This is a genomic window from Dactylosporangium sp. NPDC000555 (genome assembly GCF_040300025.1).
In the GTDB taxonomy this organism is placed as follows: Bacteria; Actinomycetota; Actinomycetes; order Mycobacteriales; family Micromonosporaceae; genus Dactylosporangium.
The window spans coordinates 56,020-78,461 of record NZ_JBEPDB010000029.1 but is presented as its reverse complement, the minus strand read 5'-3'; the positions used below and the strand labels follow the sequence as shown (position 1 = coordinate 78,461).

The 22,442-nt window shown below is 70.2% G+C and carries 22 protein-coding genes; 9 read left to right on the top strand and 13 right to left on the bottom strand.

Annotated elements, in window-relative coordinates; translation table 11 throughout:
- Positions 1-107: 107 nt before the first annotated feature.
- Positions 108-920, bottom strand: a complete 813-nt coding sequence (locus tag ABT297_RS19420; protein ID WP_350551210.1) for an AAC(3) family N-acetyltransferase — start codon at positions 918-920, stop codon at positions 108-110.
- A gap of 16 nt (positions 921-936) precedes the next feature.
- Between ABT297_RS19420 and ABT297_RS19415 the strand changes: the two genes are divergently transcribed.
- The 3 genes from ABT297_RS19415 (at position 937) to ABT297_RS19405 (ending at position 3,528) form a co-directional block, all read left to right on the top strand.
- The gene (locus ABT297_RS19415; protein WP_350551208.1) at positions 937-1,770 is read left to right on the top strand and encodes a sugar phosphate isomerase/epimerase family protein; all 834 of its coding nucleotides are present in this window, start codon (positions 937-939) and stop codon (positions 1,768-1,770) included.
- Between the two features lie 290 nt (positions 1,771-2,060).
- Positions 2,061-3,134, top strand: a complete 1,074-nt coding sequence (ychF, locus tag ABT297_RS19410) for a redox-regulated ATPase YchF (protein WP_350551205.1) — start codon at positions 2,061-2,063, stop codon at positions 3,132-3,134.
- 103 nt (positions 3,135-3,237) lie between these two features.
- Complete coding sequence (locus ABT297_RS19405) at positions 3,238-3,528, top strand: DUF1905 domain-containing protein (RefSeq protein WP_350551202.1); 291 nt, start codon at positions 3,238-3,240, stop codon at positions 3,526-3,528.
- Between the two features lie 178 nt (positions 3,529-3,706).
- Here ABT297_RS19405 and ABT297_RS19400 read toward each other — a convergent pair whose 3' ends face one another.
- Positions 3,707-4,030: a pterin dehydratase gene (locus tag ABT297_RS19400; RefSeq protein WP_350551200.1), complete on the bottom strand. Its 324-nt coding sequence runs from the start codon at positions 4,028-4,030 to the stop codon at positions 3,707-3,709.
- 206 nt (positions 4,031-4,236) lie between these two features.
- On the opposite strand from ABT297_RS19400, the gene ABT297_RS19395 reads away from it, so the two are divergent.
- Together ABT297_RS19395 and ABT297_RS19390 are read left to right on the top strand one after the other, a co-directional pair.
- Positions 4,237-4,635, top strand: coding sequence for a (deoxy)nucleoside triphosphate pyrophosphohydrolase (locus ABT297_RS19395; protein WP_350551242.1), 399 nt, complete (start codon positions 4,237-4,239; stop codon positions 4,633-4,635).
- Positions 4,632-5,126 (top strand): DUF1990 domain-containing protein, encoded by a 495-nt coding sequence (locus ABT297_RS19390; RefSeq protein ID WP_350551197.1) that lies wholly within the window; start codon positions 4,632-4,634, stop codon positions 5,124-5,126. Before ABT297_RS19395 ends, ABT297_RS19390 begins: the two co-directional genes overlap by 4 nt.
- 54 nt (positions 5,127-5,180) lie before the next feature.
- Here ABT297_RS19390 and ABT297_RS19385 read toward each other — a convergent pair whose 3' ends face one another.
- The 9 genes from ABT297_RS19385 to ABT297_RS19345 form a co-directional block, all read right to left on the bottom strand.
- On the bottom strand, positions 5,181-6,167 hold the full coding sequence (locus ABT297_RS19385; protein WP_350551194.1) for a succinate dehydrogenase/fumarate reductase iron-sulfur subunit: 987 nt from the start codon (positions 6,165-6,167) through the stop codon (positions 5,181-5,183).
- Complete coding sequence (locus ABT297_RS19380) at positions 6,167-8,032, bottom strand: fumarate reductase/succinate dehydrogenase flavoprotein subunit (RefSeq protein WP_350551192.1); 1,866 nt, start codon at positions 8,030-8,032, stop codon at positions 6,167-6,169. The genes ABT297_RS19385 and ABT297_RS19380 overlap by 1 nt, the downstream gene beginning before the upstream one ends.
- A 10-nt stretch (positions 8,033-8,042) precedes the next feature.
- Positions 8,043-8,864, bottom strand: a complete 822-nt coding sequence (sdhC, locus tag ABT297_RS19375) for a succinate dehydrogenase subunit SdhC (RefSeq protein ID WP_350551189.1) — start codon at positions 8,862-8,864, stop codon at positions 8,043-8,045.
- A gap of 573 nt (positions 8,865-9,437) precedes the next feature.
- A complete protein-coding gene (locus tag ABT297_RS19370) occupies positions 9,438-10,817 on the bottom strand; it encodes a TldD/PmbA family protein (RefSeq protein WP_350551186.1) in 1,380 nt (459 codons plus the stop codon).
- Positions 10,814-12,250: a TldD/PmbA family protein gene (locus ABT297_RS19365; RefSeq protein ID WP_350551183.1), complete on the bottom strand. Its 1,437-nt coding sequence runs from the start codon at positions 12,248-12,250 to the stop codon at positions 10,814-10,816. Before ABT297_RS19365 ends, ABT297_RS19370 begins: the two co-directional genes overlap by 4 nt.
- 64 nt (positions 12,251-12,314) lie before the next feature.
- Positions 12,315-12,599, bottom strand: coding sequence for a 4a-hydroxytetrahydrobiopterin dehydratase (locus ABT297_RS19360; protein WP_350551181.1), 285 nt, complete (start codon positions 12,597-12,599; stop codon positions 12,315-12,317).
- 61 nt (positions 12,600-12,660) lie between these two features.
- Complete coding sequence (gene mycP / locus ABT297_RS19355) at positions 12,661-13,743, bottom strand: type VII secretion-associated serine protease mycosin (RefSeq protein ID WP_350551178.1); 1,083 nt, start codon at positions 13,741-13,743, stop codon at positions 12,661-12,663.
- 11 nt (positions 13,744-13,754) lie between these two features.
- Positions 13,755-15,008 carry a hypothetical protein gene (locus tag ABT297_RS19350; protein ID WP_350551175.1) on the bottom strand — a complete coding sequence of 418 codons (1,254 nt, stop codon included), beginning with the start codon at positions 15,006-15,008 and terminating at the stop codon, positions 13,755-13,757.
- Complete coding sequence (locus tag ABT297_RS19345; protein WP_350551172.1) at positions 15,005-15,466, bottom strand: hypothetical protein; 462 nt, start codon at positions 15,464-15,466, stop codon at positions 15,005-15,007. Before ABT297_RS19345 ends, ABT297_RS19350 begins: the two co-directional genes overlap by 4 nt.
- Positions 15,467-15,487: 21 nt before the next feature.
- Here ABT297_RS19345 and ABT297_RS19340 point away from each other — a divergent pair, with 21 nt between their 5' ends.
- Positions 15,488-16,396: a hypothetical protein gene (locus ABT297_RS19340; protein WP_350551169.1), complete on the top strand. Its 909-nt coding sequence runs from the start codon at positions 15,488-15,490 to the stop codon at positions 16,394-16,396.
- On the opposite strand, the gene ABT297_RS19335 is transcribed toward ABT297_RS19340, so the two are convergent.
- Positions 16,374-18,470: a prolyl oligopeptidase family serine peptidase gene (locus tag ABT297_RS19335; RefSeq protein WP_350551166.1), complete on the bottom strand. Its 2,097-nt coding sequence runs from the start codon at positions 18,468-18,470 to the stop codon at positions 16,374-16,376. The two genes, ABT297_RS19340 and ABT297_RS19335, sit on opposite strands and share 23 nt — an antisense overlap.
- A gap of 130 nt (positions 18,471-18,600) precedes the next feature.
- Here ABT297_RS19335 and mshB point away from each other — a divergent pair, with 130 nt between their 5' ends.
- The 3 genes from mshB to ABT297_RS19320 all read left to right on the top strand — a co-directional run bounded on the left by mshB (position 18,601) and on the right by ABT297_RS19320 (position 21,302).
- Complete coding sequence (gene mshB / locus ABT297_RS19330; RefSeq protein ID WP_350551163.1) at positions 18,601-19,557, top strand: N-acetyl-1-D-myo-inositol-2-amino-2-deoxy-alpha-D-glucopyranoside deacetylase; 957 nt, start codon at positions 18,601-18,603, stop codon at positions 19,555-19,557.
- A 362-nt stretch (positions 19,558-19,919) separates the two neighbouring features.
- Positions 19,920-20,420 (top strand): hypothetical protein, encoded by a 501-nt coding sequence (locus tag ABT297_RS19325; protein ID WP_350551160.1) that lies wholly within the window; start codon positions 19,920-19,922, stop codon positions 20,418-20,420.
- 417 nt (positions 20,421-20,837) lie between these two features.
- On the top strand, positions 20,838-21,302 hold the full coding sequence (locus ABT297_RS19320; RefSeq protein WP_350551157.1) for a hypothetical protein: 465 nt from the start codon (positions 20,838-20,840) through the stop codon (positions 21,300-21,302).
- Positions 21,303-21,315: 13 nt separating this feature from the next.
- Here ABT297_RS19320 and ABT297_RS19315 read toward each other — a convergent pair whose 3' ends face one another.
- Positions 21,316-22,335: a GNAT family N-acetyltransferase gene (locus tag ABT297_RS19315; protein ID WP_350551154.1), complete on the bottom strand. Its 1,020-nt coding sequence runs from the start codon at positions 22,333-22,335 to the stop codon at positions 21,316-21,318.
- Positions 22,336-22,442: the final 107 nt, after the last annotated feature.

The window sequence follows — 22,442 nt, the reverse complement described above, 5'->3', positions numbered from 1 at the left end:
GCACGCGGCCCAGGGGGTGGGCGGACCGGGCAAAGGGGGTACCGTCCGGGCCACCGACGGAAAGGTGCGGATCACGAGGGTTTTCCGTTACACCTCCCGCCGGCCCGTCAGTGCGTGCCGCGCCGGGTCAGCCACCGCTCGCCGAAGTCGACGAGCTCGCGCTGGCGCATCAGGCGGGCGACGCCTGCGCCGACCGGGCCGGTCCGCTCGCCGCCGGTGATCTCCGCGAAGTCCTTGCCGAGCGGCTCGAACAGCGACGTGTCGTCGGCGAGCTCGCGATACGCCACCCAGCGCCGTTCCCCGTCGACCAGCATGGGCGATCCCTGCCGCAGGTACCGCCCGGGCACCTCGGTCCGGTACTCGGCCAGGTGCAGCGAGGTGTTGTTGTCGTGCCCGACGCCGAGCAGCAGCACCCAGGCGTCCGCCTCGTAGAGCCGGGCGAGCGGCGAGCCCTCGCCGAGCCCGTCGTCGAGCTCGTGCCCCTCGGTGATGCGCGCGGCCAGCGGCCCGAGCGCGGCGAAGGAGACCGTCGGGTGTGCGCTGCGCAGCACGCCGGGGAAGGAGCGGAAGCACTCGACGATCGCCCCCATGTACGCGGTCGGCGTCGTGCGCGGGTCGTAGGCCGGCGTCTCGGCGCGGATGGTCGCCCACCAGTCCGGCGGCACGGGCGGGTTGCCCCAGTCCGCGGGCTCCGTCAGGTGCCGCGAGTGGGCCGGCATGACGAGCGTGCCGTCCGGCCCGATGGCCCGCAGCAGCGCGAGCACCACGGCCTGGGCGCCGCCGGCCACCCAGCCGAGCCGGGACAGCGACGAGTGGGCGATGACCGTCGCACCCTGCGGCAGGCCGAGCTCGCGCAGCTGCCGCGCGATCCCGTCGACGGTGCCCGGGCGGGTCGTGCGCGCCACCGCATCGGCTTCCATCTGTTCATAATGAGCCATGACGCAGTGGAGGCTGTCCGGGTTCGGTGACGAGATCGACGCGGATCCCGCGGTACAGCTGCAGGTGCTTTCGGCTCTTGGCGCGGCGCACGTCGAGCTGCGCAGTGGCTGGGGCGTCAACGTGGCCGACATGTCCGACGAGGACGTCGCGCGGCTGGCGGACCTGCTGGCGCGGCACCGGATGGCGGTCTCGGCGATCGCGTCGCCGATCGGCAAGACCGGCGTCTACGACGACCCGGACACCGAGCTACGCCGGCTGGGACGCGTGGTGGCGGTCGCGCGGCGGCTCGACGCGCCGTACGTGCGGCTGTTCTCGTTCTACCGCCCCGACGGCGTCGACGTCGCCGCGACCCGCGACACGGTGCTGCGCCGGATGCGTGCCTTCGCCGACGTGGCCGAGCGCGAGTCGGTGGTGCTGGTGCACGAGAACGAGAAGGCCATCTACGGCGACGTGCCCGAACGGGTGCTCGACCTGGTCGAGTCCGTCGGCTCGCCGGCCCTGCGCCTGGCCTGGGACAACGCCAACTTCGTGCAGGTCGGCGTGCGCCCGTTCACCGACGGTTACGCGATGCTGCGCCCGTACGTGGCGTATCTGCAGGTCAAGGACGCCCGCGCCGCAGACGGCACGGAGGTGCCGGCCGGACACGGCGACGGCGAGCTGCGCGAGACCCTGACCGCCCTGCGCGACGACGGCTGGACCGGCTTCGCCTCGCTGGAGCCCCACCTGGCCGACCCGTCCCGCCCGGACGTACTGTCCGGCCCGCGCCACTTCGGCGAGGCCGCCCGAGCCTTCGCCGCCCTCACCGCGGAACTGGGCATCCACCTGGCCTGACCACCGCGGTCTTCCCGCGGGGTTCCGGGACGGGCCCCCCGGCAGCGCCCGAGCGAAGCGAGCGCCAGGCTAGGAGCCGGCCTGGCGTGCATGCGCCGAAGGCGCCCGCAAGAGGGGGTGAGGTGGTGCGCCGAGCGCCGTTACGGGACCGCAACCGGGACGCAGGGGCGCGGAGCGCAGGCAAAGGGTGCCGCGCAGCGGCATGGGGGGCTCCGGGGTGGGAACCCCCCGGCAGCGCCCGAGCGAAGCGAGCGCCAAGCTAGAAACAGCATTGCGTAAGCTGACGTGTCGTGGCACTCAGCATCGGCATCGTCGGCCTGCCCAACGTGGGTAAGAGCACCCTGTTCAACGCCCTGACCAAGGGGGACGCGCTCGCCGCGAACTATCCGTTCGCGACCATCGAGCCCAACGTCGGCGTCGTCGGGTTGCCCGACGGGCGGCTCGGGCGGCTGGCCGAGCTGTACAGCTCGCAGAAGGTCATTCCAGCGCCGGTGTCGTTCGTCGACATCGCCGGGCTGGTGCGTGGGGCCTCGAAGGGGCAGGGGCGCGGCAACGCGTTCCTCGCGAACATCCGTGACGCGTCGGCCATCTGCCAGGTGGTGCGCGCGTTCTCCGACCCCAACGTCGTGCACGTCGACGGCAAGGTCTCGCCGCGCGATGACATCGAGACGATCAACACCGAGCTGATTCTCGCCGACCTGCAGACCATCGAGAAGGCGCTGCCGCGGCTGGAGAAGGAGGCGAAGGTCCGCAAGGAGCGGGCCGGCGTCGCCGCTGCCGCGAAGGCCGCGGGGGAGCTGCTCAACGAGGGCACCACGCTGTACGCGGCCGGGTTCGACGTCTCCGAGCTCGGCGAGCTGCACCTGCTGACCGCGAAGCCGTTCCTGTACGTGTTCAACGTGGACGAGGCCGGCCTAGCCGACCCCGCGTTCCTCGACGAGCTGCGCGCGCTCGTCGCGCCGGCCGAGGCCATCTTCCTCGACGCGAAGATCGAGTCGGAGCTCACCGACCTCGACGAGGACGAGGCCCTCGAGCTGCTGGCCTCCATCGGCCAGCCGGAGCCCGGCCTGCACCAGCTGATCCGGGTGGGCTTCCGCACGCTGGGGCTGCAGACGTACCTCACCGCCGGCCCGAAGGAGGCCCGCGCCTGGACGATCCCGATCGGCGCCACGGCCCCGGAGGCCGCGGGCGTCATCCACTCGGACTTCCAGCGCGGCTTCATCAAGGCCGAGGTGGTCTCGTTCGAGGATCTGATGGCGGCCGGCTCGATGAACGCCGCGAAGGCCGCCGGCCGCGTCCGCATCGAGGGCAAGGAGTACGTCATGCAGGACGGCGACGTCGTGGAGTTCCGGTTCAACGTCTAGCGATGTCGTACAACCTGGACGTTGAAGAGGACCAGATCCAGGCGGAACTCGACGCCATCCAGCCGCTCAAGATTGCTTGAGGTTCTGAGCCACCGTGGAGTGGGTGTTCGACGGTGAGGTCATCGAGTGGCGCGGACCGGCGCCGTATTTCTTCGTGGCCATGTCGCAGTCTGACAGCGCCGAACTCAAGGATGAGGCGCGATCGCTGATCTACTGGGGCCAGGTTCCGGTGTGCGTCGTCATCGGGGACACGGAGTTCAGCACGGCGCTCTTCCCCAAGGACGGCCGTTATCTGATTCCGCTCAAGGTCGCCGTCAGGGAGGCGGAGGGCATCAACGAGGGCGACGTCGTGGCGGTGACGCTGCGTCCTGGGCGGCCCGATGACCATCGGTGACGCGACCGTCTGGCCGGCGCTTGTGTTCTTGGCACCGCGGACCTGGCAGGGTCGGGGCCGCCCTTCAGGCAGGCCACGGCCCGCTTCGCCCAGTCTGGCTCGGTCGGCTTCGCGATTCCGACCCAGACCAGGCGCTCACGGGAGGAGCGGTCCGCAGGTGACGCGGCCCGAGCCGGAATCAGGCGGCGCCGGCGATGATGTTCTTGTACAGGTCCTCGATGCGGGCGGCCAGTGTGACCTCGCCCGGGGAGAGGTCCGAGTCGGTGGTGCCGGGGACGCGGAGGCGGAGGCGGATCTGCGTGCGGCCGTCCAGGCGGCGAACGTCCGGGCGGACGCCGACCGCGTCGGCGACCACTTTCATTCGCTCGGTGAGTGCCGCATGCTGGGAATCGTCAAGATGCAGCGTCCGGCGGATCTCGCCGCCGTCGTGCGTCCAGCCCTGCAGTAATGCCAGCGCATCGCTGAGATAGTCACGATGATCGTCGTTCCACCGTGCCCGCATGTCGACCTACCCTCCCACGGCATCGTTGCCGGCTTGTGGCCGTTTCGAAGCCTGCCCGTCATCAACGGTGTATGCAAGTCTGACTAGCAACCGGTGGATCTGTCCACGGCCACATTTCCCGCGTCTGGTGAACAACAGGGCAGAGCCGGCCACCAGAACTTCATTTCGATCTGGCACCCTGGTTGCCTGTGCAGACCGAACGGGTGATGCCAAGGATCATCGTCGGGGCAGCGATCATCTCCGATGGTCGCGTACTGGCGTGCGAGCGTGCCCAACCGCCCGAAATGGCCGGTAAATGGGAGTTTCCCGGGGGCAAGGTCGATCCCGGGGAGACCGAGGAGCAGGCCCTGGTCCGAGAGTGCCAGGAGGAGCTCGGGGTCGACGTCGAGGTGGGGCTCCGGGTCGGCGACGACATCGAGATGCTCGGCGGCACGGCGATTCTCCGGGTGTACGTCGCGACCCTGGTCAACGGCGCGCAACCGGTTCCGCTGGAGCACAGCGACCTGCGCTGGCTGGCCGTCGGCGAGCTGGACAGCGTGCCCTGGCTCCCGGCCGACGCGCCGATCGTGCACGCGCTGGAGCCGTTGTTACCTTCGACCCCGTGAATGTTACGTACCCCGAGGTCGGCGCGACCCGCGAGGGGCCGCTGCCGGACGGCTATCAGCACATCACTCGGCGTGTCCGGCTCGGCTCCGGGGCGGAGCTGTTCCGGGCGGCCGCCGACGCCCTGGCGCGCTGGCAGCCGGAGCGCGGCGCGGGGCTGCGGGTGCGCAGCTCGGCGGACCGGGTGGCCCTTGGGGTGGAGTTCTCCGCCGGGATCGGGGTCGGCGCGCTGCGGCTGTGGGCGCCGTGCCGGATCGTGTGGGTGGTGGACGAGCCGGACCGCTACGGGTTCGGGTTCGGCACGCTGCCCGGGCACGTCGAGACCGGTGAGGAGTCGTTCCTGCTCTCCACGGACGAGACGGGCGACGTGTGGTTCGAGGTGCGGGCGTTCAGCCGGCCGGCGAAGTGGTGGGTGCGGCTGGGCTCCCCGGTGGCGCGGCTGGTGCAGCACAGGGTGACCGACCGGTACGTCGACGCGATGCGGCGCCTCTGACACACGAAGAGCCGCGGACCCGGGCGGATCCGCGGCTCTTGCGTGAATGCGTGACTAGTGGCCGTCGGTCGGGTGCTGGTAGCGCAGCTTCTCCGGCGGCAACGGGAATTCCTGGTCGTCGCCGAACGGGGAGGCCGCCGCGGCACGGTCCAGGTAGAGCTCCGCGACCGTGAGCTTGCCGTCGGCGCCGAGCGCGGGCTCCTGCGGGACGGGGCCCGGCTGGCCCCAGTGCGAGCCCGAGTCCGACGCCTTGCCCGGCGAGGAGTGCGCCAGGGCCGGCTCGTCCAGCTGGTCACGGCGGAAGATCTTGCGCCCAAGCCAGGTCACCGGGTCGTACCTCCGATCAACAACGCGTTCCTTCATCGGAATGATCGCATTATCCGTGATCTTGATGTGCTCGGGGCACACTTCGGTGCAGCATTTGGTGATGTTGCAGTAGCCGAGGCCCTGTTCGGCCTGGGCCACCTCCTTGCGGTCGGTGCGCGCGTCGAGCGGGTGCATGTCGAGCTCGGCGGCCCGGATGAAGAACCGGGGGCCGGAGAAGGCCCGCTTGTTCTCCTCGTGGTCGCGGATCACGTGGCACACGTTCTGACACAGGAAGCATTCGATGCACTTGCGGAATTCCTGCGAGCGCTCGACGTCGACCTGCTGCATCCGATACTCGCCGGGCGCCACGTCCTTCGGCGGCGCGAACGCGGGCAGCTCGCGGGCCTTCTGGTAGTTGAAGTTCACGTTCGTGACCAGGTCGCGGACCACCGGGAACGTGCGCAGCGGCGTGACCGTCACGGTCTCGTTGTCCTCGAACGTCGACATGCGGGTCATGCAGCCCAGCCGCGGCTTGCCGTTGATCTCCATCGAGCACGAGCCGCACTTGCCGGCCTTGCAGTTCCAGCGCACCGCGAGGTCGGGGGTCTGCGTCGCCTGCAGCCGGTGGATGACGTCGAGCACGACCTCGCCCTCGTTGACCTCCACCTGGAAGTCCTGCAACGAGCCGCCGGTGTCGTCGCCGCGCCAGACGCGGAAGTGGCGCTTGGTACCCATCACAGCTCCTCGTCGGTCATGTACTTGGCCAGCTCACTGCGCTCGAACAGGCCCTGGAGCTCGGAGCGCATGACCGGCAGCGGCTTGCGCTCCAGCCGGACGTCGTCGCCGTCGAGCGAGCAGACCAGGTTGATCCGCCGCCAGTTCGGGTCCATCTTCGGGAAGTCCTCGCGGGTGTGCCCGCCGCGCGACTCGTTGCGCTCCAGCGCTGCCTTCGCGGTGCACTCGGAGACGATGAGCATGTTGCGCAGGTCCAGCGCCAAGTGCCAGCCCGGGTTGTACCGTCGGCCGCCGCCGACTCCGACCTTCTTGACCCGCTCCTTGAGCTCGGCCAGCCGCGTGATCGAGTCGCGCAGCTCGCCCTCGCGGCGGATGATGCCCACCAGCGTGCCCATGATCTCCTGCAGGTCGTGGTGCAGGCTGTACGGGTTCTCGCCGCCGTCGCCGCGCTGCAGCGGGGCCAGCGCCGAATCCACGGCCGCGTCGACCGTCGCCGCCGACGGCTTGCGCCGCTTGGTCTGCTCGGCGTACGCGGCCGCGTGCTCGCCCGCCCGCTTGCCGAACACCAGCAGGTCGGACAGCGAGTTGCCGCCGAGCCGGTTGGAGCCGTGCATACCGCCGGACACCTCGCCGGCCGCGAACAGGCCCGGCACGGCCGCCGCCGCGGAGTCGGCGTCGACCTCGATGCCGCCCATCACGTAGTGGCAGGTCGGCCCGACCTCCATCGGCTGCGCGGTGATGTCGACGTCGGCCAGCTCCTTGAACTGGTGGTACATCGAGGGCAGCCGCTTGCGCACCTGCTCTGCCGGCAGCCGGCTGGCGATGTCGAGCAGCACGCCCCCGGCCTTCGTCCCGCGGCCCGCCTTGACCTCGGCGTTGATCGCGCGGGCGACCTCGTCGCGAGGCAGCAGCTCGGGCGGGCGCCGGTTGTTGTCCGGGTCGGAGTACCAGCGGTCCGCCTCCTCCTCGGTCTCCGCGTACTGCTTGCGGAAGACGTCGGGGACGTAGTCGAACATGAACCGCTTGCCGTCGGTGTTGCGCAGCACCCCGCCGTCACCGCGCACCGACTCGGTCACGAGGATGCCCTTGACCGACGGCGGCCAGACCATGCCGGTCGGGTGGAACTGCAGGAACTCCATGTTGATCAGCGTCGCGCCGCTGCGCAGCGCCAGCGCGTGCCCGTCGCCCGTGTACTCCCACGAGTTCGAGGTCACCTTGTAGGACTTGCCCACGCCGCCGGTGGCCAGCACGATCGCGGCCGTCTCGAACAGCACGAACTCGCCCGACTCGCGGTAGTAGCCGAACGCGCCCGACACCGCACCGTCCTCGATGAACAGGTCGGTGATCGTGCACTCCTGGAAGACCCGGATCCGCGCCTCGTAGTCGCCGTGCTCGACGTAGTCCTCCTGCTGCAGCGAGACGATCTTCTGCTGCAGCGTGCGGATCAGCTCCAGGCCGGTCCGGTCGCCGACGTGCGCCAGCCGCGGGTACTCGTGGCCGCCGAAGTTGCGCTGGCTGATCTTGCCGTCCTTCGTACGGTCGAACAGCGCGCCGTACGTCTCCAGCTCCCAGATGCGCTCCGGGGCCTCCTTGGCGTGCAGTTCGGCCATCCTGAAGTTGTTCAGGAACTTGCCGCCGCGCATCGTGTCGCGGAAGTGCACCTGCCAGTTGTCCTTCGCATTGACGTTGCCCATAGCCGCGGCGGCGCCGCCCTCGGCCATGACCGTGTGCGCCTTGCCGAACAGCGACTTCGAGATGATGGCGGTCTTCTTGCCCGCGAGCCGGGCCTCAATGGCGGCCCGCAGCCCGGCGCCGCCCGCACCGATCACCACGACGTCGTAGGTGTGTCGCTCGATGTTCGTCATCGGGGGAGTCCTAATTCCAGATTCGGAGGTCGTTGATCCAGCCGGCCGACACGGCCATGATGTAGGCGTCGGTCAGCAGGACCGTGAACAGCGAGGTCATGGCGAAGGTGCCGTGGCGGGTGTTCAGCTTGGAGATCAGCGTCCACAGCTTGTAGCGGACCGGGTGCTTCGAGAAGTGCTTGAGCCGCCCGCCCATGACGTGCCGGCAGGCGTGGCAGCTGGCCGTATACCCCGCCAGCGCGATCACGTTCACCACGATGATCAGCGACCCGAGCCCGATGCCGAACCCGCCGTCGGTGCCCTTGAACGCGTGCAGCGCGTCCCAGATGTTGATCAGCAGAATGACCGACGCGAGGTAGAAGAAGTACCGGTGCGAGTTCATGAAGACCAGCGGGAACCGCGTCTCGCCGCTGTACTTCTTGTGCGGCTCCTGCACCGCGCACGCCTGCGGCGACAACCACAGCGACCGGTACCCGCTCTTACGGTAGTAGTAGCACGTCACCCGGAAACCGGCCACGATCGGGAACGCGGCCAGTCCCAGCGGCAGCCAGAACGGGAACTCCCCGAACGGCCTGCCGAAGTGCGAGGAACCAGGCACGCAGGAATCGCTCAGACACGGGGAGTACAGCGGCGTAAGGTATCCATACCTCTCGACGAAGTACCAGTCCGCCATGAAAATGCGGATCGTCGAATAGACGATGAAGAACAGCAGAATGGCCGCGATGGACAACGGCGAAGCGCGCCACCCGTCCGTCCGCAATGTCTTGGCGCTGATCGCAGCGCGGGCCCCCGCGCCCGAAACTGACCGAGGCCTGGTAGGCGTGGTCGTCATGGTAGGTACTCCCTGGACGGCCTGGTGAAGAGTTCTCCGAGGTGTTGATCTGTGGTCGGTGCACACGTTACGCCCGACACCCGCAGCGACGTGCGTTGGGAGTCTGGCGCGTGTCGGTACGGCGCCGAAAGACCTTCCTGCAAATCCCCCGCTCGCTGTGGAGAACTTCACTCCCAGCTCATGGGACACGGCAATCCCACAGGCCCCCACCGTTAGGACAACCGTTTGGATCCCTCGGGCCCGCCGCCGCGGTTGCTCCGCTCGCCACTTCGGAAACAGCGCTCCGCACTGATCCGGATGCTCTGTGTGCAGACGCCGTTACCGCACCCCGCGTAGGCCCATGGGCATTTATCTGGATGTCAGATCGACACCTCGCAGTGGCTGGATGCCGTTGCAGTGCGTACGGACGTCGTGCGTACGAGCGCTGTGCGTACGGACGTCGTGCGTACGGACGCCGTCGCCATCCATGGCACAGGGTCGCACGGACGGGTGTGCGCGGCCCCCGGCGCTGGCCCCGACCGCCTGGCTGGCCGGCGCGGGTCCGGCCGTCCAGCCCCCGGCCTCGCGGTCGCCTCAGCCCGACGCGCCCCCGGTGTAGTTCCACGACGCCAACCGCAACGCCGGTGCCACGAATCCCGACTCCGCCCAGGGCCCCGGCTGTTCCACCGCCCGGGTCCCCACCCCGAGCACCGCCCCCGGCCCGAGCGCCTGCGCATACGACTGGGTGAACCGGAAGTTCCGCACCGGCGTGGTGATCACCCCGTCCTCGATCAGCCACACCCCGTTGCGGGTCAGGCCGGTCACCACCAGCGTCCGCGGGTCGAGCACCCGCGTGTAGTGGTTGTCCGTCACGAGCAGCCCGCGCTCGACCCCCGCGACGAGCGCCAGGACCGACGAGTCCGCCGCCGGACCGTCCACCTCCACCGGCGCCGGTCCCTCCGCCGGCAACAGTCGCAGGCTGGAGGCGATCGCCCCGAAGCTGGCGCCGCCCGGGATGGCGTGCCCGGTCGACTCGGCGCCACCGCCGGCCCGGGCCGCCGTGCGCCGGTCGTGCACCACCGCCGCCGAGAGGCCGCCGTCGACCAGCACCACCCGCTTGCGCGGCGTGCCCTCGACATCGAATGGGATCGCCGTCGCGTCCGGCTGGGAGGCGTCCTCCACCAGCGTCACGGCCGGGTCGAACTGCGCCTCGCCCACCTGCAGGAACGACTGGCGGTCGAGCACCATCCTGGCGTTGAACCCATACATCGCCAGGAACTGCAGCACGTCGGCCACCGCCGCCGGCTCGAGCACCACCTCGTAGCGCCCCGGCGGCAGCTCCACCGGATCGGCCCCGGCCCGCGCCTTCGCAGCGGCCCGCGCGCCGAGCACCGCACCGTCGATGTCGGCCAGCCGCACCGCCGCCAGCCGGGCCAGTCCGTCAGACGTGGGGGTGCGCACGATGCCGTCCATCGCCGCGCTGGTCCTGGCCGCGCTCAGGTGCTGCCCGGCCGAGTTGGCGTAGACGACCCGGGTCGTGGACGTGCGGCAATACCCGGCCGCGTCGAGCCCCCGGGCCTGGTCGACGAACGCCCGCACCCGCGCGGCCCGCTCGTCCGGCGAGGCCGCCGCGGTCTCTTCGTCGAGGTTGCCGGTGGACGTCAGCGGTGCCGGTGGTGCCAGCCCCGGCCACGTCGGGTCGGCCGGCGCCAGCCGCATCGCGTCGACCGTCCGCCGGACCAGGTCGTCGAGCCCGTCGAGCACCGTCGTGGACGTGGTCGCCGTTCGCCCGTCGGCATGCAGCCGCAGCCGGACCGAGGTCGTCTCGTCGGCCACGTTCTGGTGGATGTACGAGTTGGCGAACCGGGTCAGCGACAGCGCGTGCCGCTCCACCGTCACCTCGGCCTCGATGCCGGCCCCGACCAGCTCGAGCACCCGCTGCGCCAGGTCGGTCTCCGTCGCCGCCACGCTCATCCCCGCACCCCCACGCGCACGTTCTGGAACCGGGCCGCTGCGGCCGGGTGCCCGGTGTGGCCGATCTGGCCGGGCTGGCCCTTGCCGCAGTTGGGCGTGCCCCACGACACGATCTCCGAGCTGAGCATGTCCATCGACCCCCAGAACCGTGGGCCGATGCCCGTATACGTCGGGTTGCGCAGCATCCGGCCGAGCTTGCCGTTCTTGATCTCCCAGCCGATCTCGCAGCCGAACTGGAAGTTGAGCCGCTTGTCGTCGATCGACCAGGACCGGTTGAGGTCCATCAGCACGCCGTCGTCGGTCGCCGCGATCATCTCCTCCAGCGTGTGCGGCCCCGGCAGCAGCCCGACGTTGGTCATCCGCACCATCGGCAGCCGCGCCCACCCGTCGGCCCGCACGCTGCCCGCGTAGTCGAGCCCGGCGACGGCGGCGGAGTCCCGCCCGGCGAGCGTGCCAACCCAGATCCCGTCCCGCACGGCGAACCGCTGAGTCGCCGGGGTGCCCTCGTCGTCATACCCGAACGACCCCAGCGCCCCCGGGATCGTCGGGTCGATCGTGATGTTCATCAGCTCCGACCCGTAGCGGAGCTGGTTGAGCTTGGCGAGGTCGAGCCACGACGTGCCCGCGAAGGCCGCCTCCCAGCCGAGGATCCGGTCCAGCTCGATCGCGTGCCCCACCGACTCGTGGATCTGCAGCGCCATCTGCTCGCTGCCCAGGATCAGCGTCGTCTCGCCCGCCGGGCACTGCGGCGCCGACAGCAGCGCCCGCGCCTCCTCGGCGATCCGCGCCGCGTGCGCGCTCAGGTCGAGCTCGTCGACGAGCTCCCAGCCGCGCGTGCCGTATTGCCCGCGGTAGGACGGATAGGACCGCCGCTGCGTCTCCCCATCGCCGATCACCGTCGCCGAGATGCCCGCCCCCGACTCGCGGATGTGCTGGTCGATTCGGTGCCCCTGCGACGACACGAACCATTTCCGCGTGTCCCAGACCTGATAGAGCCCCTCCGCGATGTCGGCGCCCGCCTTGTGTGCCTCCGCGGTCGCGCCGGTCAGCAGATCGCCCTTCACCGACAGTGCCACCCCGAGCGGGTCCACCTCGCAGGCGCTCGCCCACGAGTCCACCCGTGCCTCGACGTCGACCAGGTCGAGCGCCGGCCCGGGCACCGTCGCCGATGCCCGCGCGATCGCCGTGGCCCGCTCGCCCGCCCGCCGCGCCGCATCTCGGCCCAGGTCAGGCACCGCGAAGAAGCCCCAGCTGGACCCGACCAGCGCCCGCACTCCGACGCCCGCGTCCTCGTCCTGGCTGAGCTCCTCGATCTCACCGTTGCGCGCCGTCATCGACTCGGACCGCCGGTGCATCACGCGGGCATCGGCATACCGAGCCCCGGCCGCGAGGGCCGCCTCGACCGCCGCGGTCGCCACGTCGAATTGGGTCATGCTTTGACAGTACCGAGGGGGTACGACAGTTTTGGGCGGACAGGACCCTATGCCGACGCCTCGGTTACCCGATCAGCTCGTTGATGTGCCCCGCGAGCGCGATGTCCTTCTCCGTCACCCCGCCCGCCGAGTGCGTCGACAGCCGGAAGGTCACCGTCCGCCACCGGATGTCGATGTCAGGATGGTGGTCGGCCTGCTCGGCGACGTGCGCGACCTCCGCCACCAGCCGTATCCCGTCCAGGAACGAGGGCGCGGTCACCGACCGTTCGATGCCGTCCGCGTCGCCGGACCACCCCGCGAGCTTCGCCAGCGCGGCGGTCACCTTTTCGTTGCCGAGCACATCAGCCATGGCTCCGAACCTACTCCCGGCTTGCCGCCTTTTGCCGTACCGGCTGCTTTCTGGACTCCGCTCACCTGCGCTGCCGGCGGCCGCGGATGATGCTTTGCAGTACCGAGATGAAAACGACGACGACCACCGCGGCCCCGATGGCGGCGATCACGGCGACCGAGCGGTCACCTCCGGCGTCCTTGCCCGGTCCGGCGGAGGGCGATGCCTCGGGCGCCGCACTGGGTGAGGCCGGCGGGACCTCGGCGGTGAGGGCCTTGACGAGGTCGAGAATGCCGTAGCCGTACTCCGGATCACGACCTGGCGCACCGGCGTCCTGCGCGGTGTAGGTGAGCCGCCGAATAACCTCCTGCGCGCTCAACTGCGGATACTTGGCCCGAACGAGCGCGGCAGCCCCCGCGACGATGGCAGCAGCGTCGCTGGTGCCGGTGCCCTTGCGGTATCGCGCGCCGAAGTCCAACGAGACTATGTCGACAGCCGGTGCGGTGATGGCTACCTCGGGACCGGTTGTCGATATCTCCGCGTGATGACCCTGCTGGTCGATGCCACCGACGGCCAGGACTCCCGGCATCCGGGCCGGGTAAGCGACGGTCTTGGTGCCAGGCAGATTGCCGGCGGCGGCGACGATGACCACGTCCGCGGCCAGCGCCTTCTCGAGTGCTGCCCGCATCGCCGGATTCTGGCTGACGTCCAGCGCGATACAGATGACCTTGGCGCCCTGTGCGGTCGCCCATTCGATTCCGGCGGCCAGGTTTGCCGGGTCGCCGCCGAATTCAGGCGCTCGCGACACACGCAGGGGCAGGATGCTGGCCTTGGGGGCGATGCCGAGCACGCCGTCGTCGTGACCCTTGCCCCGCCCCGCGATCAACCCGGCCATGGCGGTGCCGTGGCCGTCGGTGTCGACCCGTCCCTCGCCGGAGCGGCCGAACTCATTGCCTGGCAGTACGGCCGAGGTCAACTCCGGTGCGCTGGCGTCGACGCCGGAATCGGCTACACCCACGACGACACCCTCGCCCTGGCTTATTTTCTGCGCATCCGCGACGTGGAGGTAGGCGAGATGCCACTGCTGGTCACGTGCCGAGTCGGCTGCCGCCGGGGTCGGAGTGCCGGTCACTGCTGCTGTGACGACGATGGCCAGTGCCGCCAACCGCCGCCGGATCAACGATCGAGGCCGATCACGCCTGGAGTGACGTCGTGATACTCCGTGCCGTTCGACGCTTCGAGCAAAGGTGCCACTCCCTCCTCGACCGTCCACTGGTTGTCTGGGTCGCCTTTCCGCTCAGGGCGTCGTCTGGCGTATATCTCATAATCCGGATCGCGCCAGCCGCCTGCCGTTGAGCGCTCCTCGCTTCGGATGTAACGCTGGTCAGCGGCTGCCTGGGCTGTTGACGAGCGGGTCAATGGGACGTGCCGACCGCCAGTTGTCGGCGCCGCAGTCCCCCCTCGGAGTACGCCGTCGGCCGGAAGAACCGACCGATTCAGCGGCTCCGAAAACGGGCGTCCTACGGGCTCGCCGATGACACCGTTGAATCGCGGAGGACCCTGCCGGCGGAGCGGATCAATCAGTGGGGGAGTGCCAGTCGGTGGACGCAGGGTCGTGGGCGACGGCACGGCGTTTGGCGGAAGCCCGGGCAGAGGTGCGGAAATGACCGGCGACGTGGACGGAGGCGGCGGGAACGACGGGACTGTCGTGGGCGCCGGTGTGCCGGCCAGGACCGGCATATCGATCAGGCCGCCAGGTGCGGGTACGACGGCGTTGTCGTTCAGTGACGCCGGGGGATTGAACCGAGGCTGCGCCAGATGTGACCGGGGGCCGCTTCCATCGCCGTCACCGCTGCTGGACTGGAACGTGCTCAGGCCGATTCCGGCGTCCATGCGGTTCATGTGCGTGATCTCGACTTGTTCTGCGGTTGCCTCGGCGATCCGTTGGTCCATGTTCTCCATGACGGTCCGTGCCTGCTGGTCTACTCCGCGTTGGTAATGGGCAATGACATTCGGTGTGTCCGGCACCCAGCTGTCTGGCACCCAGCTCGCGAGCGGATCGGCGGCTCTGGCTGCGTTGTGGTCGTTGTACTTCTCCTGCAGCGGTTCGAGACGCTTCCGCGCTTCCTGCACAGCGTCGGTGATGCGCTCGTAGGTGTGCTGGACCCGGGCTGCGGCGGTGACGGCCTGCCGGATCAGGTCTGTCATCGAGTCCAGCTTGTCGAGGAACAGGCTGGCGGCCGGGCTGCCTTCGGGCTTCCAGTGCTGTGTCAGTTGATCACGCAGACCGCCCAGCAGCTTCAGCTGATCAGTGAGCAGTTCCTGCTTTTCCTGCCACGCCGCGATGTGCCGATCCGCGTCAGCCTGTCGCTCGTTGGCGACCATCTCCCACAGGCGCGGTGTGTCCCACTTGTCATAGGTGCCGGTCATGCGACGCCCCGCTTGACGCCCCGCAGGTCCTTGATCTCGTCGAGATCGGCCTGCCGATCCTGCATCTCGACGGCGCGTCGAGCCGCGACGGCGGCCGCCGTCGCGTCCCGCACCTTCGCCGAAGCGCCCTCCATCACGACGTCGGCGTCTTCGGCGGACAGCTTGTCAGCGTGGTCGTACGCCGTGACGATATCCTGGGTGGCCTGGGCGAGGACGCCGACGTTGTAGACCAGCGTGTCGAGGAATTCGATGGCCCTGTTCATCTGGTCGTAGTACTGCGTCGCGGCCTGCTGCACTATGGGGCTTCCGCTGCGCTCGCCGAACGCGGAGTGCCACATGAGCTGCTGTTTGATGCGATCGCCCCGCGGTGGAATGCCCTTGTCCGCGCTGGCTCGCAGCCGCTCGCCGACGTCGAGGACGCCGGCCTTGTTGATTTCGATCTTGTGTTGGTCCGCCACGGTGCCTCCCCCGTCCGTGCGTTGAAGTTCAACGTAGCCGAGCTGCGCAGGAGTAGAAAAGACGACATGTCGATGGTTGGGGTCACGCGGGAGTTGTTGGTGCGCACTGTGGACACCTGGGCGCCCGGGAATCTGCACGCTGCGCACGGAGCGACATTTCTGCATGCCTCGGGCAACGGGATCGATCACGCGGCGGCCGAAGGGGCGGTGCGGGCGTTCGCCGAGTTCGGGGACCGGCTTCGGGGGCGGCTGACGTTGTTGTTCGTGGCGCCCGGGGTGCAGGCGTTGCAACCGCGTGTTCAGGAAATTCAGCGGGAATTGCGTACGCCGCCGGAAATGGCCGTTCACGTCGTGCCCGGCGGCAATGTCGCGGCGGTGCTGAAGGCGGCCGGCGCAGGGGCGGGGCCGCTGCTTGCGGTCATTGACGAAACCGTCGACAAAAACCTTTCAGCGGCAGCTGTACTCCTCACGGCCCCGGCCGGCACGTGGGGTGCCCAGCGCGCGGAGCTGCGGCGGGCGGGGTTGGAGCTGACGGCCGGCGTGGAGCTGGTGGACGGCGCGGACGAGCTGCTCGTCGGGTTCGGCACGCGGTCGGCGAAGAGCCTGGAGGCGTTCAAGAGCGAGCTGTGGGCCCTCGACGAGTACGCCGGCGTGCGCTACCGCGATCCGCAGGACCCCGAAGGCCACCTCATGGACATCTCGCTGGAGCCGAACCCGGGCGCGCTGCGGCGCGAGATCCTGCAGGAGCTGCGCGGCGGCGGCATGACGGTGACGGAGCTGAAGCGGTTCGCGCTCACCGACACCGTGTATCGCGCCGCCGACGCGCAGAAGGTCGTCACGGCGCTGCTGCACGCGGGCGCCGTGACGCGTTCGCCCGAGGGTGGGCGGCTGGGTGGCGACGTGGTGATCAGCCTAACGACCGGCGGATGAAGTCCAGCTCGATGCGCAGCAGCTTCTCGGCCAGGCCGCCCGCGGCCATGTGCGTGGCGCCCGTCAGCGGGATCATCGAGTGCGGCCGGCCCGCGGCGAGCAGCGCGGCCGACAGGCGCAGCGTGTGCGCGGCGACCACGTTGTCGTCGACCAGGCCGTGGACCAGCAGCATCGGGCGGGCGTCCTCGGGGCGCACCGGCGGCTCGGCGGCCAGCTCGACGAGGGAGTTGTGCGCGTACACGTCGGGCGCGTCGGCGGGCAGCCCCAGGTATCGCTCGGTGTACGCGGTGTCGTAGAGGCTCCAGTCGGTCACGGGCGCGCCGACGACCGCGCAGTGGTACACGTCGGGGCGCCGCAGCACGCCCAGCCCCGACAGCCAGCCGCCGAACGACCACCCGCGGATCGCGACGCGACCGAGGTCGAGGTCGGGGTGCTTGTCGGCGAGGGTCTCGAGCGCGTCGACCTGGTCGGACAGGATCACGTCGGAGAAGCGGCGGTGGATGGCCTTGTCGAAGCTCGGCGCGACGCCGGGAGTTCCGCGGTTGTCGATGGAGACGACGGCGAAGCCCTGGTCGGCCCACCACTGTTTCTCCTGCCAGCGGGCCCGCGCGGCGACGACCTCCTGGTGGCCGGGGCCGCCGTAGATCGCCACGAGCACGGGCAGCTTGCGGCCGGCGACGTGGCTGCGCGGATAGAGCACCCCCGTCGGTACGCGCCGGTCCGTGACCCGTTCGAGCGCCGGCCTCGGCGCATAGGGAGGCGTCGCGGCGAGCGACGGGATCTCCCCGATTGGTTCGCCGTTATGGATGATTCGGCACTGCCATCCATTGCCTTCCAGCGTCTGGGACGCGATCACGACGGTGCGTCCGGCCGCCTGCGCCTGGTGCCACCCCGGCTCGGTCGTCAGCCGCGTCGCCCGGGGGCTGGACTGGGTGACCGGAATATGGAAGACGTGCTGCTCGCTGGGCTCGCCGTCGCTGGCCTCCACCACGAGATCGCCGTCGAGGCGGCCGGCCACCCTCCTGACGTACAAATTGGGGGGTGTGATGAGGCTGCCGTCGGCGAACAGGCAGCGCGCGTCGTAGCCGTCGTGGGCGAGTTCGCCGCCGACCAGCACCCTCCCGTCGGTGAGGTGGGCCGGCGTGCCCGGGACCGGCTCGACCCAGCGCGGATCGGCGAGCTCGGCGTGGACCTGCGTCTCGCCCGTGCGCGGATCGACGGCGATGACGAGGCCGTGCTGCTGCAGGCGACGCAGGACCGTCAGCAGCGGACCGCCCTGCTCGGACCAGGACGCGGCCACGAGATACGGGTAGGTCTCGCGGTCCCAGTGCACGTCGACCCAGCCGCCGTCGAGATCGAGCACGTGCAGCGTGACCTTCGCGTTGGTCGAGCCGGCGTGCGGATAGGCGACCGTGGTCGGCGGCTGCTCCGGCAGCGAGGGGTCGTGGAGGTGCCAGCGGGGCACGCGCGACTCGTCGACCCGGGCCGTGAGGATGCTGCGGCCGTCGGGCGACCACCAGTATCCCCGAAAGCGGTGGAACTCCTCGGCCCCGATGAACTCGGCCAGGCCCCAGGTCACGCCCTCCTCGCCGGCCAGCACGTTGTCGGTGCCGTCGGCCTCGATGACACGCAGGGTGCGGCCGGTGACATACGCGATTCGGCGTCCCGTCGGGTCGAGCCGCGGGTCGACGACCGGGCCGACCGTGTCGAGCTCGGTCACGTCGCCGGTAAGCAGGTCGACGCGGAACAGCCGGCCGCCCAGCGGGAAGACGGCGAGCACGCCGGCCCCGTCGAGCGCGAACGAACCGATGCCGCCGGCGGACAGCCGCAGCCGCTCGCGCAGCGCCCGCTCGGCCGGCGGCAGGTCCGGCTGGTCGCGTAACAGGGTCGCCGGGTCGGCCAGGCAGCGCTCGGTGCGCGCGGCGACGTCGAAGACCCACAGCGCGTCGCTCGGGTCCTCGGGGCCCGACGAGCGCAGGAAGATCACCCGCGCGCCGTCCGGGCTCACCGTGACTGCGCGGGGTGCGCCGTAGGAGAAGCGACGGGTTCGTGCGGCCAACTCCGGATAGTCCACCCCGGAATGTTGACTCGTGGCCGCCGGATTGTCATGTGATTGGGCGGGAACGTCACTCGGGGTGCACATCGGTCTACACGGACCGTGGCGACTGGAAGAACTGTCGGTGGCACGCCGTAGAGTTGCCCACGTGAGTCCTCGGAGCATCCTGTTCGTCCATGCACACCCCGACGACGAGTCGATGGGGACCGGCGCCACGATGGCCCGCTACGCGGCCGACGGCGCCCGTGTCACCCTGGTCACCTGCACTCTCGGTGAGGAAGGTGAGATCCACGTGCCCGCGCTGGCCGGGATCGCCGCCGCCGAGGGCGACCAGCTCGGTGGGTATCGCGTTGCCGAGCTCGCCGAGGCCTGTCGCTGCCTCGGCGTCACGGATCACCGGTTTCTCGGCGGCGCCGGGCGGTATCGGGACTCCGGCATGATGGACACCCCGGCCAACAAGCATCCGCGCGCGTTCTGGGGCGCCGACCTGGAGGTCGCCGCGAGGGAGCTGCTCGAGGTGCTCCGCGAGACGCGCCCGCAGGTCGCCGTCACCTACGACCCCAACGGCTTCTACGGCCACCCGGACCACATCCAGGCGCACCGGGTGCTGACCCGGGCCGTCGAGCTGGCCGACGCCGAGGGGATCGCACCCCAGAAGGTGTATTGGACGGCGGTGCCGCGCAGTGTGCTGGAGGCCGGCATGCGCGAGTTCCGCGACTCGAGCGACAACCCGTTCGCGGAGATCGAACGGCCGGAGGACCTGCCGTTCGGCACCACCGACGAGGGCATCGCGGCCCGGGTGGACGCCCACGAATACGCGGACGAGAAGACCGCCGCGCTCAAGGCCCACGCCACGCAGATTCCGCCGTCGTCCTGGCTGTTCTCGATCGCGGGCAACTTCGGCGCGGAGTTCATGGGCGTGGAGTATTACCGGCTCGCGCGCGGCGCGAAGGGCCCCGGCGTGGGGCCGTACGGGTGGGAGGAGGACCTGTTCGCGGGTCTTGAGGTCGACGCGCGGAGGCCGCTGGAGCCGCGGAAGGTGCCGGTGGGGGTGCTGGAGACCACGGCGCTGGGCGGTTCGGCGCTGGAGGCAGGGTTGTCGTGAATACCAAGCGCAAGGGCCCGCCGCGGCCGGAGGGGCGATCTTCCGCGAAGCTCGCACCCAAGCCGCCGGTGCCGCCGGACTCGGCCGTTGCGCCCGACTTGAGCGAATCGCCCGCATCTGGCGGCCCATCGGCGTCCGGCGCATCGTCCGAGCGGGGCGCGACCACCGGGTCGGCCGAGCGCGGCGCGGGCGGCGGATCCGCTCGGCGAGGCGCGCCAGACGTGACGGATGGCGGGCCGGCCGGGTGGGTGGCGCCCGGACTCGAGGGCGGCTTGGCGGACAGTCGCGCGAGCAGCGAGTCGGACAAGCCTGATGTTACGGATGCGCCGTCAACATCGGGGCCTGCCTGGCCCGAAGGAGCGTTGACGGATGGAGCGGCAGGGTCGGGCGGCGGGCGGCGGAAGCTGTCCTCGGAGTGGGCGCACCGGCTCGACATCGTCATCACGGTGGCCGGGCTGATCGTCGCCACGCTGCTGGCGGTAGCGCTGGCGATCATCGAGGCGCTGTATTCGCCGCTGCGCATCGGGGGCGTCCGTGTGCCCGTCTCGCTGCTGATGGCGGTGGTGACCAACCCGCTGCTTGGGTGGTTCGCATATGCCACGACCGGGCGGCGCTTGGCGGCGCTCCTGCCCGCCGCGGCGTGGTGCGTGATCTGGATCCTCGCCGCGGGCCGCACCTCGGAGGGTGACCTGATCATCACCAACAACAACTGGGTGGGCCTGCTGACCCTGTTCGTGGGGCCGCTGGCGTTCGCGATCGGGATCTACGTGTCGACGATGCGGCAGCGCATCGCCCCGCGCCGGCCGAGCGATCCCGCTTCGGGCTCCTCCTCGTCGAATGCGTCAAGGCCGGCCGACAGCTAGCAAGAGGCTGGCCGACAGCTAGCAAACGCGCCGCTGCCACGCCACCCGAGGCCGGAGCGCAGTCGACCAGCCATCGGCGCGTGGTCGACGAGTCGGCCGACACGTGGCCGGCGGGGCCTGGGCGGTCGCTGGGGCGATCGTCGCTGGTGGGGCCGGGCGGAAGTGCGGCGCATTCGCAGTTGTGGACCGACTCGGGAACGGCCAGGTGCTTTGTGCGCCATGTGAGGAATGCTTCTCGGGGCCGCGTCCGACCGCGGGGGGCGGCGCCATTGCGGTGGTCGAGTAAAGTCGCGCCGCGTTGCTAGGAAACTCCGAGGCGGCGGGTCTTGCGCCACGCAGTGTAGACGGGTAGACACGTTTCCGCGCCGTGCGTTGAGGGTGTCGGCCGATCGGGAACCAGATTGACGGAGGCTTGCGATGAAGGAGCGATTGCTGCCTATCGGGCTCGTCGCGGGGGGCCTCTTTCTGGTCAATGTCGTCGCGCGGCTCGTGGTGCGGTTCGGGGCCGGGGACGACGACGCCAAGCAGATCACCATCGGGCTCTGGGCGCTGATCGCGGTCGGGGCGGTGATGATTCCCGTCGCGTTCTGGTATGGGCGGAAGCACCCGATGGTTCGCGTGATCGGGGAGCTCGGGCTCGCCGTTGTGGTCGCCTGCCTGCTGGCCGTGCTCATCGGGCCGTTCGTGTCGGGGGTCGGGCCGTTCAGCAACGGGGCCGGGCTCGTTTTCCGGCAGTTCTTCTACTTCGTGGGGCTGTCCGCGATCGGGGCCGTGATCGGGCTGCTGCTGTTGATGACCACCGGGCTGGATCACCGGTCGCAGTCGTGGAAGCGGTACATCGAGCGGTCCGGCACGAAGCCGCGCAAGGCCGTGCGCCGATAATCCCGAAATCGGCCTAGAGCAGGCGCCGCGACGAATAGACGTGGTGGGTGGCGAAGCCCAGCCTCTCGTACAGCGCCACCGCCGGCGTGTTTCGCTGCTCGACCTGCAGATAGGCGTCGCGGGCGCCCAGCGCCGACGCCCAGTCGACCAGGGCGGCGATGAGGAGCCGGGCCAGGCCGCGGCGGCGAACGCGTTCGTCCACGCCGATCAGCGACAGGCCCAGCCAGCGCGACTCCGGGTCGGCCACGCAGCCGCGGGCGGTGGCCAGCAGGGTGCCGCTCTCGTCGTACCACTCGGCGAACCGCACGTGCGGCACGGCTGTCAGCACATGGCGGGCGGACTCCGGCAGCGGGCCCTTCCGGCCTCCCACCGCGGCCAGCCATTCGGCGGACGGCGATGTCGCCAGTTCGATCCGGCCGCCCGCCGCGAGCCGCGAGGAGGGCGCGGCGGGTGAGGAGCCGGGCGAAATGCCGGGTGAAGTGCTGCGGGGGGAAGATTCACGGTCAGCGATCAGCTTCGCCAAAGGCGCCGTCATCATCTGGGTCGCCGGCATCGCGGTCCAGCCGTGGCGCTCGAGTTCGTCGTCGAGGCGCTGAAACAACGGTACCGGGACGCTCATGGCGGGGACGAGGGCTCGTTCGCGGTACCACTGCCGCACGAACTCGATCGCGTCGGACAATGGGATGTCGGGGTCGCCGATCGTGAGGGCCGAGTTGGCGCGCTGGGTCCAGCCGTCGGTGGCGCGCAGCAGCCAGTCGCCGAGGTTGGCCTGCTCGCGGGCCGGCCAGCCCAGCGCGGCGGCGGCCTCGAGGGACTCGGTGGGGGTGAAACGGCGGCGCGGAGGCACCGGCTTGGCCCTGGCGATCTCATTGATTGGAACGCGCACCGCGCCCGAGCGGGCACTGATTGTGAGATGCGTCTCGGTGGCCTCGAGCAGGCGGCCCAAGATGTCCGAAAACACGGGTCGTTCGTCTCGCATGCCGACGAATCGGCGCACGACGACGCGCTGCCCCACGTGTTGTGGCCCGAGCACGATCGACCTCCCGTGAACCTGGATACTAGGCTCGTACCGCCGCGGTAGGGATGCGGCGGGGTCTGTCAGCCCAGGCTGGCAGCCTCAGGCGCGAAAGAGGGCGACCC